Here is a 15,125-nt window from a genome sequence, read left to right on the forward strand (position 1 = left end):
AACGGCCAAAGTCAAGGACTATTCCACCCTCCACTCAGGCTATTTTTCTCCGCATTTCATTCTGTGACTGGTGCGAGAAAGCGCAGATCATATTTCACAAGACTTTTTCTTGACGCCAACCTGAAGACATGATAAAAGAAGCGTTTATGTTGCCGTCTCGGCTTCAATCTCATATGCATTTTCGCTTTTGGGCCGTTAGCTCAGCTGGTAGAGCAGTTGACTCTTAATCAATTGGTCTGGGGTTCGAATCCCTAACGGCCCACCATTTATATCAAGCACTTAGCTCGTTTCGGGTTAAGTGCTTTTTCATTTTCAAATGCATTGTCCCGCCCCTGTCCCGCCTATTTACTTCTCAACAAAAAAATCCCCTGCCGGTTAAGGTCAAGGGAGGTCTTTTTTTAAGTGGTCAGGAATTTGGGAAAGAATAAACCGGCAACTGGTTTCACCCCTCTTTCTCATCGGAAAATTTAAACTGACTGAGCATTTCAATTCTTGCAACAAGACATTCAAGATCAATTGTCCGCCCCATCCCCACCGGGTCGGAAGCTACAAGTAGAACCCTTCTCGAATATTCACGCATTTTTCTCGAAAGCTCTTCGTTTTCGGTGATTTCTTTATGCCGAACTAAGCTTTCATTTGCTCCTTCACTATATCGCCCATACTTTGCAGCAATAAGAAAGCCTTCAATGCGTGCACATTCAAAATCTTCTAAACGTCTTTTTTCAGGAATGATGCTGTAGAGATAATTTATGGTTTCAGTTTCTTTTTCAGAGTTAGAAATATATCTTTGATATTCCTCTGGATCGACATTTTTTGTTACAACTAAGAATGCCAAAAGGGCTGGATGAATGTATTCATTTTCTGCCGCTGACCTTAAGGCAAGATTAATACTTGCGAGCATTTGCTCTATTTCCCTTAACGAAAACTGGTGACACTCACAAAGCAGGGAAAACGCTTTTAACAGATGCCCTTTGTCATTAACAAGATCCCTATATTTTTCTCTTTTTTTAAAATAATCATCCATCGACAAGGAAGAAAATAATGATCTAATGTATGTTTCTTTGTCAGGTTGTTTTATTTCATATTCAAAGTCGATAAATCTTCTCAAATATCCAGCTGAATCTATACCGCCCCCATATATTGAACTGATAGAATGGCCGAGTTGTTTTTTATCTATCGCTAAAACGAATATTAAACCGTTAATATTGAATAGGTGTTTTATACGTTCAAGTAGTTTGATTGCATATGTAGGCCGACACCTATCTAATTCGTCAATAAAAAATATGACTGGATTGCCCTCGGATGATTCTTTTATCAATTTTGTCAATGAATTATGAAACTCCTTTATAGAGTTCTTCGCTTTTGTATAATCTTCAAATGCATCTCCAGCTATTAAGGATGTAGTTTCCGCCAACTCGTCTTCTATACTCTTGTCAAGATCGACTATTCCTTGTGTTGTCAACTTAACAGCTACAGGAATAGCCCTTTTTGCAATTTTTTTACCAATATCCTTCGTCTTTTTCCATGCATCTCTCGACTTTTCAGATGTACCGATTAAGCTTTCAAGGCCTTCATTCATTTCCCCTAAAAATGACACCAGAGGTTCCTCTGAAAAATCTGTTTCCCAAGCATTAAAATATAATGATTGTGCACCTATCCCCTTAAGATAGCTTTCCCACATTTTTATGAATGTTGTTTTCCCCGTCCCCCAACGAGAGTTTATTGCTAAAACAGCTGGAGAGTTAAGATTTTTCAAAAGAACGGAAAGATTTTTAACTTCGTTTTCTCTATCTAACAAGTCATTTTCAAATGGGTCATCAGTGTATATTTCTATTGGTTGAAATTTTAAATTCATAACAGTCCTGTTTGTTAGATTTTCAAATAGAGACAGAATTTATTTCAATATGTCGTCAAATACCATGCATAGCATTTACTTTCCGTAAAATTTACTTTTTTTCATTAAGAACTGACAGGCTAAAAACGAGCTTTCAACTCCTCAAGCGTATAAAGCTGCCCTGAAGCATCAACTAACTTACTCAAGGTTAACTTGCCAGAGTTGAACAGTTTAGCTCTGGCTGGTCCCAAGAGCTCCACCTGAGTTTCTTTCCCACTGAATGCGCCGCAAGAAATGCACGTTCTCGAATCGAGGGTGCTGCATCATACCCAGCCGTCGAGAACATCCGCTTTTTTCTTGTACACCTCATGGACTGCGTTATTGTTCACGGCCTGGACCACGGTTCGGACAATCCCCGCAAGGCTTCTCCTGTCTGCCTCTAAAACACCATCCCTGTATTGGCTGGTGCGTGTCCCTCTAAGCCGGGTTATCATTTCCGAAACAGTTTCCCCTTGAACTATTCCAAGACGAATTGCGCCGCGTATGGCCTCTTCTTTGTGCCTGGCAAGGCTGGGGAATAGTTCGCCAAACAACAGCCGCTTTTCTGGCCCAATAGCAATTAGGGTATCATCGACCACGGCAATAAGCTGCTCTTTACTTATGGCGACCGGCGACCACTTGACCGGCAACTGTGATGATAAAGTAGAACTGGCAAAGTCGGCTGAATGCTCTGAGAAGGGAACCATTTCAGTATGAAGCGTTTCGCCGATTTCTTTGTATGCTGCATCAATCATTTCCCTGATCTCTTTCAGGAACCTTTTAAGCCGTGCGCCAGTGAATGATTTTACCTCTCCACGATCCGCGATTTTTGCCAGGATCTCTTTATCGGCCTGGTTCAACAGTTTGATAATATCGTGAACCTTTCGCTCTCCGTATCGGCTGACATTGATCTGGCGTTTGAGTAGCAGGTCGAACAGACTTCTTTGAATTTGTGCCAAGGTGAAACTCCTATTTTCGTGTTGTTGGTTCTCGCATCACCAGGCGTTTCCAGTTCTTGCGGTATGTTTCTGGAACATGCACCCATAACGGCAAGCGTCGGCAGCATGGTCCGGGCCTTTGGTGTCAACGTCTTCAGCTTTTCGTGGATCTCGCCCCAGGTAAGGAACCGTTTGCCAAAAGTATTCACAGTTCCGGGCAATATAGAGTCCTGGCTTGTCCGGTTTCCCCGCGTCCTGCAACATACGCCGCATGATCTCCCAGCCGGTGCGCCGGTCTCCTTTCCTGGCAGGAATGAAATAGACACCTGTTTTCCTGAACTCATCCGCAATGCTTCCAGCCCCGTGGCCTTGATTACTGAAACATGCGTCATCAGCTACGCCTTCGGGCCTAATCTTCCACCTATCGGCCATTTGGCGTATTTCCTCGGCAAGTACCGGCACTGTGTACCCCATCCCCTTTGAAAGGCTACCTGGCTCATTGGTAGCGACCTCATCAATCAGGACAAGAGAGTCCTTGGAGTAATATTTTCCGTCTAGTCCCTCTATCCCCGGACTTTTGGCAACCAAGAAGGTTACAGAGGGGGCACTTGAACCAAAGTCATGGGCAAGAAAATATTCCCACCGATCCCGGTAACTGTTGGCGGGTTTTTCCTCCCAGGGATCGACCGCGTTTCTTTTCTCCTCTATTACAGAGCTGAAAAAGGCGCCACGGGCAATCGCCCAATCTCCCTCAAGCCATGCCCTGAGAAGTTCCGGGTCAGTCGGACAGCTCGCCTCCAATTGGCTGTGATACTCTTCAACGTCGATGAAAGGGTTATCAAGGAAAGTGCTGGGAGCGTACACCCATTGTCTTTTTGATTTTTCCTCATCAAAGGGCATCCATGGGGCGTTTTTGAATACATACCTCTGAGCAAGCCAATGGTGGCCGGGGTCGCCGGGGTTTGCTGCCATGATTTGACGAATGGGCATATCCTTCGGGCCGCGCAGGTTTGAACGTAAACGGTCAAGTAGAGAAGGATCTGCATAATGCCCGGCCTCATCCACCAAAAGCAGGGTGAAAGACCGGCCTTGATACTTCTGGTAGTCGCTCGGTGTCTCGAGCTGCCCCAACTCCATATAGGCGCCATTCGGGAACCGCCATACATGCTCTGAGCCGTTGTATCTTGCCGCTTGACCATAGACACTACCGAACACCTCCCTAGTCAGGTTCTCAAAATCAGAGAGCCCTTTGTAGGTTTGCCGAATATACAGGATTCTTGCTTTCTCCCGGTACTGCTCGGCGTGTTTCAATGCAGCAAGCGTCATGCAATACGATTTCGCCCCACCGCGACCGCCCCCAAGGAAAATGTCATACTGTTCCGGAATGCAGAGGACTTTGGTTTGGAAATCGCTGAACTTCATTTCATTCATCGTCGGTGACTCCTTCAATCAGTTGCTTATACTGATCCGCATTCAACGAGGTGGGGAGAACAACAGCCATCTGTACGCGCCGGTTGTCTTCGATGGTGACGCCGCCGTCTCGGTAATTGTGCCGGCACTTCAAAAGAAACATTGCCGCCGTGGCGTCTCCCTTCATAGCTTTCTCGAACAAAACCCCTACCAGTGCGTCATGCTCAACGGCCCGGGCCTGGTCGTATGCTTCCTTGAGTTCTGGGTGGTCTTCTCTGAATCGCATCCATGTATCGAAAGAGACGCCCAGGGCACGGGCTATGGTTTTCTCGCTGCACCCGTGGCTTGCAGTCTTCTCGATGATTTCAACAGCGTTTTCCGGAGGCATTATTTTGGGTCGGCCCATTGCCATGTTTATTTACTCCTTGGCCTTGACGGGCCGTTTTTTGTTGGTGGCTGGGGCCTCGTCTCACCCCTCAAGGGCTTCGTTGGCCTTCACGAATGCCGCAAACTGCTTTTTCATATCCTGAGCAACATTCCCCATGGCTTCAAAAGCCGGGCCGTCAAGGGTGATTCCCTCGGCAAGCTCCCCCACTCCCCACAAGAAATAGGTTATCATCTTCAGTTTGCTCAGGAATACCTGCTGCTCGTTCAGGTCAAAGGCTGGATTTGATGCACTCATGCTCCCACCTCCTTAAAGGCGTTTTCAATCTCTTCCACGGCTTCATTCATAACGAGAAAAAGGCCGTGGGATTCATGCTGGTTGAGATAAGAATATCCTTGATCGGTACTGTTGCTTTCCGCCGCTTTGCACAAGATTGCCTCCACCAATTTGAGTTTGCACCGGGCCGGGAACAGATCATCGCCAACCGAGGAAACGGCAAACTTCTCTTTTGGGGACATATCAGCTATGCAACTCATGCCTCTACCTCCTTCTTGTCCTCGAGGGCAAGGCCGGCTTCTAGGTCCTTCATTGCCTGATCCATGGTGAGAAATAGGCCGTTGATCTCCTTCGGGTGGAAATAGGCCTCAGCGCTATCATGTGACATGTTTCCGGCCAGCTCACGGAACACAGAGTTGACGAAGTGCAGAACGCACCGGGCTGAAAAGGTGTTGTCGTCAATCTCGCCAATGGTAGAATTCCTTTCTCGCTTCAGAATTACGGTCAGGTCATCCATGGTGTGGGTCTTCTTAGGATTAATCTTTATTCCCATCGTCCTGCTCCTGATCTGAATTGAGCCGGGCAGGATCTCTCCACCCGGCAAGGTGGTTTTGATTATTGTTGGATCCGTTGCCGCAGACCTGATTTTATTTTGGCGAACCCGTTAACATTTCCCCTCGCTACAGCCGGGGCAAGATCAGCAATACGGTTGATCTCGGCGATCATTCCCAAAACTTCGGTGGAAGCATCGGGGATAGCATCCAAGAGGCGCTTTACCGTTTGCCGGTCCCCGCGATTTCCGGGGTTGTTTTCGTTATATCGAGCCTCAAGTTCAGCCTCTACGCAGTGCGCCAGGGCGAGGGAGTTTAACTGCAAGGCCATACTCGCGACTTCTTCCATATGGGCGGAATTGAGTTTTTCAAGGCGCCGAATCCAGGTCAGCCGAATAGTGGCATCCTTCACCGGATCATCGTCAAAGTTGGCGCGGACGCGAACCGATCGCTTACTCCAGAATTTTTTCTGTTTATTTGCCTCCAGCGCTGTATCGCGAATAATCTTGAGATTGTCATCGAGAAGAGCCTGAGATTCACGGCGTAAGGCTTGCGTGCGTTCAAGGATGATGTTGGTTTTGAGCTGACTGTCGATACCGGCAATCTTGTTTTGTAAACCTTCTTGAATGGCGCCGATGGTGGCAAGCGCACTCTCAGCGTCTTTCAAAAGGGTGCTAACCGCCGCCTTGGTGATTAAGATTTTTGGTTGCTCAAGAGGATCCTGTCGTTCGCCGATTCCTGCCTCGAGTTCTGAGTGATCGAATACTTCAAATCTTGCTGCCATATTGGGTACTCCTTGGCCTTCTTAGGCCGATGGTTATGGTGGCCGGTGTCGGCCTGGTTGTTAATTTTTCCAATCAAGACGGGCGACCATGGAGAGCAACATTTCGTCACTCGGCATAGGCTCCCCAGCCTTCAATAGCTCTTCACGGGCAATTCCAGCCGCCAGTCTGCCCACTGTCGAACGATTCTCATTTCTCGGCCTCCTTCATGATTCGCTTTCGAGCAGTCTGAACGGCTTCCACCATGTCGTTAATTTTAAGGTGCGGCCATCTTATGCCGGTTGTGACAACGGTTTGCCCACCCTGGCGCTTCAGGTATTTGATGAGGGCTTCCAGGCGCTCGTCTAATTCGATTCGGTTCATGCTGCTGCCTTGTTGCTGCCGATAGGTTGGCCGGTGCGATAATCGAGACAGGCTTTTTTCACCAAGTTGGGGATGCCGTTTTTCGTGTATTCGGCGTTTATCTGTCTTCGTTGTTGCTCGTTGACGAATCGCCAATCGCTGATGGGTAGGATTTCAGAGGAACCGCTGATAACGAAGTCTCGTTCCATGTCCTGAATTGAGTGCATGAAGTCTACAGGCTCCTTGCATTTGATTATTTTGCAGATGAACCCGTGGGGTTCATTCCGGTCCAGGTTGATAGCCAATCGAGGTTTCTCTATGGTCATTTCCCCGCCCTTGGCGTAGCGCTGTCCCTGTTTCTTCTGCATGGCGACCACAGCAACCCCGCTTTTCAATCGACGGTGTATGTCGGCAATGAATTTTCCAGCCATGAAAAAGTCTTCGTTGACCTCCAAGAAGTCGACAAAGGTTAAGCCGTCAGGAAGGACCAGCTTATCGAAACTGTGGCTGCGCTCGATAAACTTCACATGGCGCACCCAAGTAGAAGGATCAGCCCCAAAGCTCTTGATCCGATTTGCCAACTCCCCGGCACTCATTTCAGAATTGAGGTAGGTCATGGCCGGAATATCTTCCTTGGGGGCAATATCTATTCTTTCGTTAGAAAGATATTGAGGTGTGTGTGGGTATGTGTGTAGACGCAAAAAATTCAGAATTATGCTCAGAAGAAAAACTGTTTTTCCCGCATTGGAAGAACCAGAAACGAGAATCACGCTTCCAGGATGGACCTTTGCATATTCTGAAATATTCAATGGTAACGGTATGTTAAAAGGTTCTGCGCTAACAGAAAGCAAATCCATTACCTCTGGCTCGGCCTCCACTACCTCCCAATGGCCACGTTTACCATCTATCTTATTGATTTTACCTGTTTTTGCGTAGTAAGCTAAAGCATTGGCGATGGATTTCTTTTCCTCTCTGGTCCTCGCGCAAAGCTCTGAATATAGGTCATTATTTGTAAATGGCGCGGGTTCAGATTCAATGAAGAAAAGTACATCTTTCGACAACTCTCTCGGCTTTGCTGACTTGTCTGAATAATTGCTGAAAACTGTCTGACACCCGTCTGAACTGTTCTTATCAATTCTGAATGTTCTGGTTTGTTCTGACTTTTCTGAATATTCTGAAATTTCTGAATCATGAATATTCAGTGACTTAGCCGCTGACGAAAGATCGCCATTGAATCGGCTGTATGCATAAAAACCGAATTTATCCAGAGGTTTACGGTCGGGGAGGGGTGTTGAAGTGCTGAAGACGAACAAGCCACGTTCAGGATGAAGCGTTGCTGATATTTCAGCCCCATTTTTCCCAGGACGTTGCCAATGTTCACGATCCCCAACTGTTTTGATGTATCGCCATCCCTCGCTTTCAAGAAGGTGGTGCCAATCGTTTTCTTGGTTGAATCTATCCCCTGGTCTGTCGCTGGTGGTGGAGTTAGTTCTATGGGGCGTTTGGGATTGCTGCTGAACGTCTTCGGTGAAACTGCGAGCTATACTGTGGAGTAGGTCAACCTCATCCGTGGTTACAACGGGGATCTCTGAGAGCTTGCCGTGAAGTCTGTAGCCATTGCTTGGGGCTACCAGGAAGTACCCACCTTGGCCGCGTGTCTCGATAAAAACATCTTGCCGCCGATTCCCCTGGTCGTCCTTGTATGGCTTTGACATAGCCAATTTAAGGTTGCCTTGGGGCTGTTCAGTGCAACGGATAAGGATATGGTAGCCGCCGCTTGGCGTATGCTGCCAGACGGTAAGTTTCCGGTGCAGATCGTTGTCAACACCTTCCAGGGTATCGAGATAGGGTTGAAAAAGTTCCGGATTATCAAAATCAAGACATTCAAGATTTCCAGAGACAGAACCGGCAACCAGTGCGACCTGGCACCCATTGACGAAGTGCTTTCTGATCTCCCCAGGGTTCATGGTCCGTTTCTGGAATGGCTGCCACTTGCTAATGGCTGGTTTTTTGGTCCCGGCTTTTATCGGGATTGCAGATAAATTGTTTTCAATGGCCGCTAAGGCAAACTCGCTGATAGCCATCATTTCCGCACCTCATCGAGTATGGTGGTGGCGCAGTCAACCAGTTGGGACGCTGCCGGGGTCTCGGCTTCCATCTGGCGACCTATGAAGCGGGTAATGAGTACGCGGAACATTTGATTTTCAATCGTTGACATAATCCTCTTCATTTGCTTGCCTCCATCCGGTTGCGGAGAATCATCTCCGATACCATCCTCGAGGCTGCAATGAAGCTTTGCACCTTTACGGGAGCGTTGAGTACATAGTCAGCTTGAACTCTTTCAAAAGCCGGGGTGTTCTGGAAAACACCTTCTACGCGGCCACGGTTATTGACGAATTGGCACTTTTGGCCGTTTGCGAGGTAGAACGCTAAAGCGTTTCTGTCTGATACGGTTATCTTTCCTGCTGTCATATTTCGTTATCCTGTGGACCATCATTTTTTGTCTCCTACGGATGCCTTACATCCGTTGTTTTGGTGCGAGCCTTGCCCGCCTTACCTTTGCCCCCTTGGGGCCTAACCTTCTGACTACCTTTTGCGGGCCTTACCCGCTAAGTGGGGCCTAGCCCCGGTACTGCTTTCGTTGTTGTGTGGCGCTTTAACGTGCTGCCGCTTTACTAATGAGCCAATCCACACAGCTCTGTTTCGGAAGCATAGTATTTCTTCCGAGTTTAAAAGCCCCATACGGCCCTTCACCTCGGCTGATAGAGTTTGCTACCGTTCGGTTGCTGTAAGCCCCACCTGAGAAACGATTGAATTCTTTTAATGCAACCATCTCCCCTGGCCATGCCTCAGCAGTCCTTTTGATTACTTCTTCATATTCTGGCATTGATTTCACTCTGAACTGTTGTGCAGATACAGCCGTCGACAGATGTATCAGTTTGCATATATGCGTTCCTCATTTGAGGTAACAATATTACCCTCGTGAGCATAAAACAAGAATAAAATTACGTAATATCAATGACTTAACATGGAATTTTAATAGGGAATGAAAGAAAAAAAAAGAAAAGCCCTGGTGCCAAGAAATGACACAAGGGCAATGAGTTAGGAGGGAATATTTGAAAGGGAATTTAAAGGGGAAATGAAAGGGAAATTTTTTTATTTACTTGTTGTTGATAATTCGCCGTAAATCGGATTCTCTCAGTCCTTTTTCAGGTTTAACACCTCGCTTTGGTGGACGCTCTTCAAACTCAATGCTAAGCCGTTCAGCACGGGCTATGATGGTTTTTCGGTCAAGGCCGGTAAATTTCATCATCTCTGGAAATGTCCACACTACGGGGTCAACACGGTCAAGATCTTCCTGAAAAACTGCAGGCCTATTAGCTCGTGATATTTCATCACGAACCGCTGTAGTCCCCCAACACCCGCTTTCCCCCCTCGCAATGGCAAGGTCGATCTGTTCTTGCACGGTCATTATCACTTGTGAGGATTGGTCATCCTGCGGAGTGGCTACCGGGTGTTTGCTACGATATTCCTCCTTGAACCGTTCCAACTCTTCATAGCCAATAATGATGTTTTGTATGGTGATTTGAACACCGCCAGATGGATGTATTCTCTCCCGGGGAGTATTTGAGTGGTCAGGGAACCCTTCATATAAAAAATTACCATAAGGCCCAGCCATTGATAAATTGTACTGCCACTCTTCGTTTAATCGTTGCCCATAGAATGTTTTTTCAGGCCAATACAGGCTTACCGGCCCCCTAAATGCGCGATTCTGTAAACTCGTATCCTCTTGGGCGTTAGCCGGAATACGCACATAACAATCGACCTCTGGGAGCAGGATAGAGGGGATAATTTCCAGCATTTCAATTTGACGTAGTACTTTTTCTTGCGTCCACTTTAGCTCCTGCGCCGCTTCTTCAATCGTGTACCACTTGTTTTTCATATCCTTCACCTCTGAAGGTCACCTAAAAAATACCGGGCAGACGGTCAGGTTAACCGCTTTTCAGGAGCTACCCTAGCCCGGCAATCTGCTGTTTATTGTGCCTGTTTACTCAGTTCGACAACCTTGTGGTTTTGTTGTTGGTCAAGCGTCTGCATAGCATTCCTGACACTGGCATCGTTCACGTGAGCGTAACGAATAGTCATGGCAAGAGTTTTGTGGCCAAGGATTTTGGCAATAGTCGGGAGCTCCACCCCAGCATTAACAAGCCAGGAGGCGCAACTGTGGCGCAAGGTATGGAAGACTACCTTCATGCGCCGGTCGGTAATACCATCGTTTAATCCCAACTCATCAATCACTCTTTCGACCACCTTTGAGATGGCCTTCATCTGTCCTCCTTTACGCGAAGGGAAAACGAGCTCATCGGATTTGCCACGCTCCAGGCCAGAGAACATCTGGAAAATAGCATCACTCATATACGCTGACCGGCTTTCCCCGTTCTTGGGGTCAACTATCAGGATAGACCGGTTATCCATATTTATGTGTTGCCAGAGGAGAGATGCAATTTCACCAAATCGCATTCCGGTGTTCAGCGATAACAGGCAGATGTTGTGGGTTTGCTCTGAGTGCGGCCTGATTGCTTCTAACAAGGCCGTTGCCTCATTAGGGGAAAGATAGCGCTGGCGCTTGTTGTCCAGCTTCTGTTTCTTAAGAAAGTGCTGTGTAGGAGGGGCACCCTTATAAATACTGATAATGGATGCATAGTTATAGATTTGTCGAACAATGGCTTTAACGTACTGAATTGACCGTGCAGATTTTCCTGCGGTCGTCATGTTCTTCTTGATTCTCTCAAGGTCAAGCAGGACAATCTCATCAAGACGTTTTCCACCAATTGCCGGGCCTATCCAGTTTTTGTATAAACCGACCTCACTTTGCAGACTCTTTTTATGGGAATGCGACTCACAGTATTGCTTGAATACATTATCAAGTTTCGTGGCCTGTTCTCGCTCTTCCTTAAGTAATTGTAGCCTTTCCTGCTCTGCCTTAGCCTCTTCACTTTTTTGCTTGGCGTCCCGTTTATCCCTAAGAGTTGCTGGCCCCTGCCCTGTAGTCTGATTTGCTTTTAATTCAGCCAGGACCGCTGCCGCCTTTTTCTCTGTCCAACCTTCAGAGGCCCAGCCCAGCCCCTCGTTCTTCTCTTTCCCCTTTACCTTGTAGCGGATAGTAAAATATCGGTCGAAATTAACGCCATGCTTTCGAGTTGGGTGTTGCCGGTATCGCACCCCAACTGATTTTGTTTTCACCCACTGTCCAGCCATAATCCCCCCCCTATTATCCTGTCCCGCTCCTGTCCCGCTAAAACGTGATTACACAATGTGTTTTCAAGTGCGGTATAATGCGTTCACCTAATCACTATATATAAGTTTTTACGGGAATAAACAAGGAATATAATGCAGAGATGTGCGGCTATATGAAAGTATAAAAAACTGACTCTTAATCAATTGGTCTGGGGTTCGAATCCCTAACGGCCCACCATATATAAAGCACTTAGCCCTTTTCGGGTTAAGTGCTTTTTTTGTTTACAGGTTTCTCCTGCAAAGGTTCTACAAAATTTCACGCACCAGGAAGCATAAACGCCATGACCGGCTTTTTGAGTGTAACTGTAGGGCATCTTGAATAATTGCTTTTTCTGCCAATCCCGGCGCCATGCTTAAAATTTTATCCTCGGAATACCAATTATATGCCTGCGGTAAAATTTTGCGCAATCCTTGGTCTTGATTGAAAAATCTAATTATTCAAGACACTCTGTATATTATTTAAGCAAGTTATCGGTCAACAAAACTCAAACTACTTGCCAGGCACTCCATGCAAACGGTTGCAGGGGAGACAAAGACTCTTTGCATAGTAGCGAGCTTTAAATCCCATAACTATCGGTTATACCTAAAACTAACAGCTACATTCAACCCGGTTTCTCCCATTACATTTTGCAATGTATAATGCTGAATCAGCTCGTTTTAAAAGTACCTCAAAATTTTCTCCTGGAACATACTGGGAGCAACCAAAACTTGCCGTCACAGTTCCAACATTTTCAAATGAAGTTGATATCAACTTATTTCTAATTTTTTCTGCAACTGACACAGAACCTTCAATTTTCTCCTGACATAGGATAACAAATTCTTCTCCACCCCATCTTCCTGCACAGTCAACATTTCTAATATTATTTTTTATAATACCAGAAACACCAACTAAAACAAAATCACCCTTGTCATGACCATAATTATCATTAATCAATTTAAACTTATCAATATCAATCATAATTATTGAAAATTCGATATTATATCTATCACAATTTTTTATAAAATTTTTTATTTTATTATCAATATACCTTCTATTATAAAGACCAGTTAGCGTATCAGTTGTAGACAGCAATTCTAACTCATTATTTTTTTCAATCAATTCCCTAGTTCTATCCTCAACGATACTTTCTAAATTTTTATTAATATCTTCCATTTTTGCAAAATTCCTCTGAATGCTGTCAATCATTTCATTAAAAATTTTGCCAAGAAAGCCAAATTCATCATTTGTTCTAATATCAACTTTGCAATCATAGTTTTTATTGCTCACACAAACAGCTGATTTATGTAAAGTTTTCAAAGGATTGCTTAAAAAATTCGAAATAACATAGGAAATAATAACAGAAAAAATTATATTAACCAGAATAGCAATAACGAAAATTCTTTTAGTTTTATATATTTTCTCCAATTGAGGGCCAACGGAATAATCAAGACCCAAGAGAGCAACAACCTCATTATTATCGTCAATGATAGGAATAGAGGCTGTAAGGGATTCATAAAAATCATCTTTAATAATATTGTCAAAAACAAAAGGGCCTTTTTTTAACCCTTTAAGAGATACAAAAGATCGAAAAACGTTTCCGACAGGATTACCAGGATACCCCTCCTTGGTAGTTTCCGGGACTGCCGAAGCAATATACATTCCATAATTTCCAGACAGGGTATCAATTAAATCTATAATCAGGTACGCCCCTATACCTCCCCCTAAAAATCCTTTATAACCAAAAAGATCTATATCAAAATTATAGTTATCTGACAATGGGTCGACAATCCTATTATCTTCGAAGTTGAAAGTAGCATGACCTATCAACCTTAATCTCAATAAAATCTTTTGAAAATCATCGGATGAATGAATTTTTTTATATGTATTTTCAGAAATAGTTTTAATGGATCCCCCAGCCTGGAGCAATTCAACTATTTTTTTATCAATACTCGCCTCTTTCAATGCAATGGATTTTATTCTTTTTATTGCATCCCTACTCTCCTTATCAAATAATAAAGACCCAAGATTTCCCACATCTCTTAAATCTTTTTGAAGCGTCTTAACTACAATGCCACTAATTTCATTATATATATAATAAATCCCAGTTGATGTGACACTTACGGTGAAGATACAAATGACAAAAAAAACTTTAAATCGGAAAGGCCATTTATAAAAGTACATAATGATATTACATAAAATGTATAGTTAAGTAGTTAAACAGATTGTAAAATGCTACTAGTGGTCGAAAATCCCCCCCCGGAACCATCCTTGCACCTCAAGACTCTCCCTATATATTGGGATATATGAAATATCCCAAACTAAGAAATTGTTTTAAGCTGCTTTTAGGGCCTCAAACGAGTTAAGATAGCCCTTTGCGCTGTGTCGACGGGATCGATTGTAGTTAACTTCAATATATTCAAATACAGCATGACGCATTTCTTCCCGAGTGATGGAGGACTCCCCATTATAGCGTCAATTTTCATAGCGCTAGCCTTTTTTCTGGATAACACCACAAAAAAAATATACTCAATGACGAGTGACTGAACACAATCAGAAGACAATAATTTTGTTCACGGAGCGGCGAAAAGCGCATGAGAGAGTCCCATGCAGTACAAGAGATGAATAGAGGGAGGGCAAGCCTTCTTTAATGAGCAAAGAGGCCAGCCCTTTTGTGAAGAACGAATCTTAAGAAATTTCTGAATCTGTGACGGCGGGCGGTTTCTGAACAACCTATCCTGTCAACGAGGCAGAGATTTTTAAACTCATTCACGCGTTGCTCAATTTCCCCCGCCGCCCCTTGGGAGAAACCTCCCAATATACCGTGTGTATAAATTGTGAGGACTAATCAGGCACCGCGAAGCCGCCCGTAACCACTGACAGGATCAACATACTTGCGACAGATTGAATGGGCCGTGACCAGTTACCTTGGCAGGAATTACCAAACCGGGGTATGGCATCCTATCTCGCCATTTTTATAGCCATCCTGGTGCTCATTCCCCTTAACATAAAAATATGTCCCCTCAGGACACTTGATCAGCCCAGGATTAGGCTTGCAGGTCACGACAGGCGCGTTTTCGCTCCATTTACTCTTCGTACCGGAAATATCATATGATTTGGTCCATCCCGCGGGGCATTGAACCGTAACCAGACGGGTAATTTTGTTGCTGTCGATCATGGGCTTCATCTTTGCTTTAAGCATAGTGTTTTCTGCCCACGCACCGGAAGCACCTATTGCGACCAACAACACAGCATAAAAAATTTTCTTTGCCATCATTCCTCCCTTGTATAAA

Annotated in this window: 16 protein-coding genes, 1 tRNA gene and 1 pseudogene; 1 reads left to right on the forward strand and 17 read right to left on the reverse strand. The window is 45.0% G+C overall.

Annotated elements, in window-relative coordinates:
• The first annotated feature begins 189 nt into the window (after positions 1–189).
• Positions 190–265, forward strand: a tRNA-Lys gene (locus JWJ90_RS10725).
• A gap of 177 nt (positions 266–442) precedes the next feature.
• On the opposite strand, the gene JWJ90_RS10730 is transcribed toward JWJ90_RS10725, so the two are convergent.
• The 17 genes and pseudogenes from JWJ90_RS10730 to JWJ90_RS10805 all read right to left on the reverse strand — a co-directional run bounded on the left by JWJ90_RS10730 (position 443) and on the right by JWJ90_RS10805 (position 15,106).
• Positions 443–1,855 carry a KAP family P-loop NTPase fold protein gene (locus JWJ90_RS10730; protein ID WP_205227218.1) on the reverse strand — a complete coding sequence of 471 codons (1,413 nt, stop codon included), beginning with the start codon at positions 1,853–1,855 and terminating at the stop codon, positions 443–445.
• Positions 1,856–2,157: 302 nt separating this feature from the next.
• Positions 2,158–2,832, reverse strand: coding sequence for a hypothetical protein (locus JWJ90_RS10735; RefSeq protein WP_205227219.1), 675 nt, complete (start codon positions 2,830–2,832; stop codon positions 2,158–2,160).
• A 36-nt stretch (positions 2,833–2,868) separates the two neighbouring features.
• Positions 2,869–4,242 (reverse strand): phage terminase large subunit, encoded by a 1,374-nt coding sequence (locus tag JWJ90_RS10740; RefSeq protein WP_205227220.1) that lies wholly within the window; start codon positions 4,240–4,242, stop codon positions 2,869–2,871.
• A complete protein-coding gene (locus JWJ90_RS10745) occupies positions 4,235–4,633 on the reverse strand; it encodes a hypothetical protein (RefSeq protein ID WP_205227221.1) in 399 nt (132 codons plus the stop codon). The genes JWJ90_RS10740 and JWJ90_RS10745 overlap by 8 nt, the downstream gene beginning before the upstream one ends.
• 57 nt (positions 4,634–4,690) lie before the next feature.
• A complete protein-coding gene (locus JWJ90_RS10750) occupies positions 4,691–4,903 on the reverse strand; it encodes a hypothetical protein (protein ID WP_205227222.1) in 213 nt (70 codons plus the stop codon).
• On the reverse strand, positions 4,900–5,142 hold the full coding sequence (locus tag JWJ90_RS10755) for a hypothetical protein (RefSeq protein ID WP_205227223.1): 243 nt from the start codon (positions 5,140–5,142) through the stop codon (positions 4,900–4,902). The genes JWJ90_RS10750 and JWJ90_RS10755 overlap by 4 nt, the downstream gene beginning before the upstream one ends.
• Entirely contained in the window at positions 5,139–5,435 is a 297-nt protein-coding gene (locus JWJ90_RS10760; RefSeq protein ID WP_205227224.1) for a hypothetical protein, read from the reverse strand. Before JWJ90_RS10760 ends, JWJ90_RS10755 begins: the two co-directional genes overlap by 4 nt.
• A 62-nt stretch (positions 5,436–5,497) precedes the next feature.
• On the reverse strand, positions 5,498–6,217 hold the full coding sequence (locus tag JWJ90_RS10765) for a hypothetical protein (RefSeq protein WP_205227225.1): 720 nt from the start codon (positions 6,215–6,217) through the stop codon (positions 5,498–5,500).
• Positions 6,218–6,404: 187 nt separating this feature from the next.
• Entirely contained in the window at positions 6,405–6,578 is a 174-nt protein-coding gene (locus tag JWJ90_RS10770; protein WP_205227226.1) for a hypothetical protein, read from the reverse strand.
• Entirely contained in the window at positions 6,575–8,644 is a 2,070-nt protein-coding gene (locus tag JWJ90_RS10775; RefSeq protein WP_205227227.1) for a bifunctional DNA primase/polymerase, read from the reverse strand. The genes JWJ90_RS10770 and JWJ90_RS10775 overlap by 4 nt, the downstream gene beginning before the upstream one ends.
• Positions 8,641–8,775: a hypothetical protein gene (locus tag JWJ90_RS23575; RefSeq protein ID WP_275889103.1), complete on the reverse strand. Its 135-nt coding sequence runs from the start codon at positions 8,773–8,775 to the stop codon at positions 8,641–8,643. Before JWJ90_RS23575 ends, JWJ90_RS10775 begins: the two co-directional genes overlap by 4 nt.
• 8 nt (positions 8,776–8,783) lie before the next feature.
• Positions 8,784–9,029, reverse strand: a complete 246-nt coding sequence (locus JWJ90_RS10780; RefSeq protein WP_205227228.1) for a hypothetical protein — start codon at positions 9,027–9,029, stop codon at positions 8,784–8,786.
• 688 nt (positions 9,030–9,717) lie between these two features.
• The gene (locus JWJ90_RS10785) at positions 9,718–10,500 is read right to left on the reverse strand and encodes a hypothetical protein (RefSeq protein WP_205227229.1); all 783 of its coding nucleotides are present in this window, start codon (positions 10,498–10,500) and stop codon (positions 9,718–9,720) included.
• 92 nt (positions 10,501–10,592) lie between these two features.
• Positions 10,593–11,816: a tyrosine-type recombinase/integrase gene (locus JWJ90_RS10790; protein WP_205227230.1), complete on the reverse strand. Its 1,224-nt coding sequence runs from the start codon at positions 11,814–11,816 to the stop codon at positions 10,593–10,595.
• Positions 11,817–12,444: 628 nt separating this feature from the next.
• Positions 12,445–14,016, reverse strand: a complete 1,572-nt coding sequence (locus JWJ90_RS10795) for a sensor domain-containing diguanylate cyclase (protein ID WP_205227231.1) — start codon at positions 14,014–14,016, stop codon at positions 12,445–12,447.
• A gap of 150 nt (positions 14,017–14,166) precedes the next feature.
• A pseudogene (locus JWJ90_RS10800) lies at positions 14,167–14,321 on the reverse strand (IS3 family transposase); the annotation flags it as partial.
• 449 nt (positions 14,322–14,770) lie between these two features.
• The gene (locus tag JWJ90_RS10805; protein WP_205227233.1) at positions 14,771–15,106 is read right to left on the reverse strand and encodes a hypothetical protein; all 336 of its coding nucleotides are present in this window, start codon (positions 15,104–15,106) and stop codon (positions 14,771–14,773) included.
• Between the last annotated feature and the right edge of the window lie 19 nt (positions 15,107–15,125).

The sequence above is a fragment of the Desulfobulbus rhabdoformis genome (assembly GCF_016919065.1).
GTDB classification, from domain to species: Bacteria; Desulfobacterota; Desulfobulbia; order Desulfobulbales; family Desulfobulbaceae; genus Desulfobulbus; species Desulfobulbus rhabdoformis.

Coding starts and splice junctions, on each gene's coding strand:
- JWJ90_RS10730 (WP_205227218.1), bottom strand. CDS start 1,855: ATGAATTTAAAATTTCAACCAATAGAAATATACACTGATGACCCATTT.
- JWJ90_RS10740 (WP_205227220.1), bottom strand. CDS start 4,242: ATGAATGAAATGAAGTTCAGCGATTTCCAAACCAAAGTCCTCTGCATT.
- JWJ90_RS10745 (WP_205227221.1), bottom strand. CDS start 4,633: ATGGCAATGGGCCGACCCAAAATAATGCCTCCGGAAAACGCTGTTGAA.
- JWJ90_RS10750 (WP_205227222.1), bottom strand. CDS start 4,903: ATGAGTGCATCAAATCCAGCCTTTGACCTGAACGAGCAGCAGGTATTC.
- JWJ90_RS10755 (WP_205227223.1), bottom strand. CDS start 5,142: ATGAGTTGCATAGCTGATATGTCCCCAAAAGAGAAGTTTGCCGTTTCC.
- JWJ90_RS10760 (WP_205227224.1), bottom strand. CDS start 5,435: ATGGGAATAAAGATTAATCCTAAGAAGACCCACACCATGGATGACCTG.
- JWJ90_RS10765 (WP_205227225.1), bottom strand. CDS start 6,217: ATGGCAGCAAGATTTGAAGTATTCGATCACTCAGAACTCGAGGCAGGA.
- JWJ90_RS10770 (WP_205227226.1), bottom strand. CDS start 6,578: ATGAACCGAATCGAATTAGACGAGCGCCTGGAAGCCCTCATCAAATAC.
- JWJ90_RS10775 (WP_205227227.1), bottom strand. CDS start 8,644: ATGATGGCTATCAGCGAGTTTGCCTTAGCGGCCATTGAAAACAATTTA.
- JWJ90_RS23575 (WP_275889103.1), bottom strand. CDS start 8,775: ATGTCAACGATTGAAAATCAAATGTTCCGCGTACTCATTACCCGCTTC.
- JWJ90_RS10780 (WP_205227228.1), bottom strand. CDS start 9,029: ATGACAGCAGGAAAGATAACCGTATCAGACAGAAACGCTTTAGCGTTC.
- JWJ90_RS10785 (WP_205227229.1), bottom strand. CDS start 10,500: ATGAAAAACAAGTGGTACACGATTGAAGAAGCGGCGCAGGAGCTAAAG.
- JWJ90_RS10790 (WP_205227230.1), bottom strand. CDS start 11,816: ATGGCTGGACAGTGGGTGAAAACAAAATCAGTTGGGGTGCGATACCGG.
- JWJ90_RS10795 (WP_205227231.1), bottom strand. CDS start 14,016: ATGTACTTTTATAAATGGCCTTTCCGATTTAAAGTTTTTTTTGTCATT.
- JWJ90_RS10805 (WP_205227233.1), bottom strand. CDS start 15,106: ATGGCAAAGAAAATTTTTTATGCTGTGTTGTTGGTCGCAATAGGTGCT.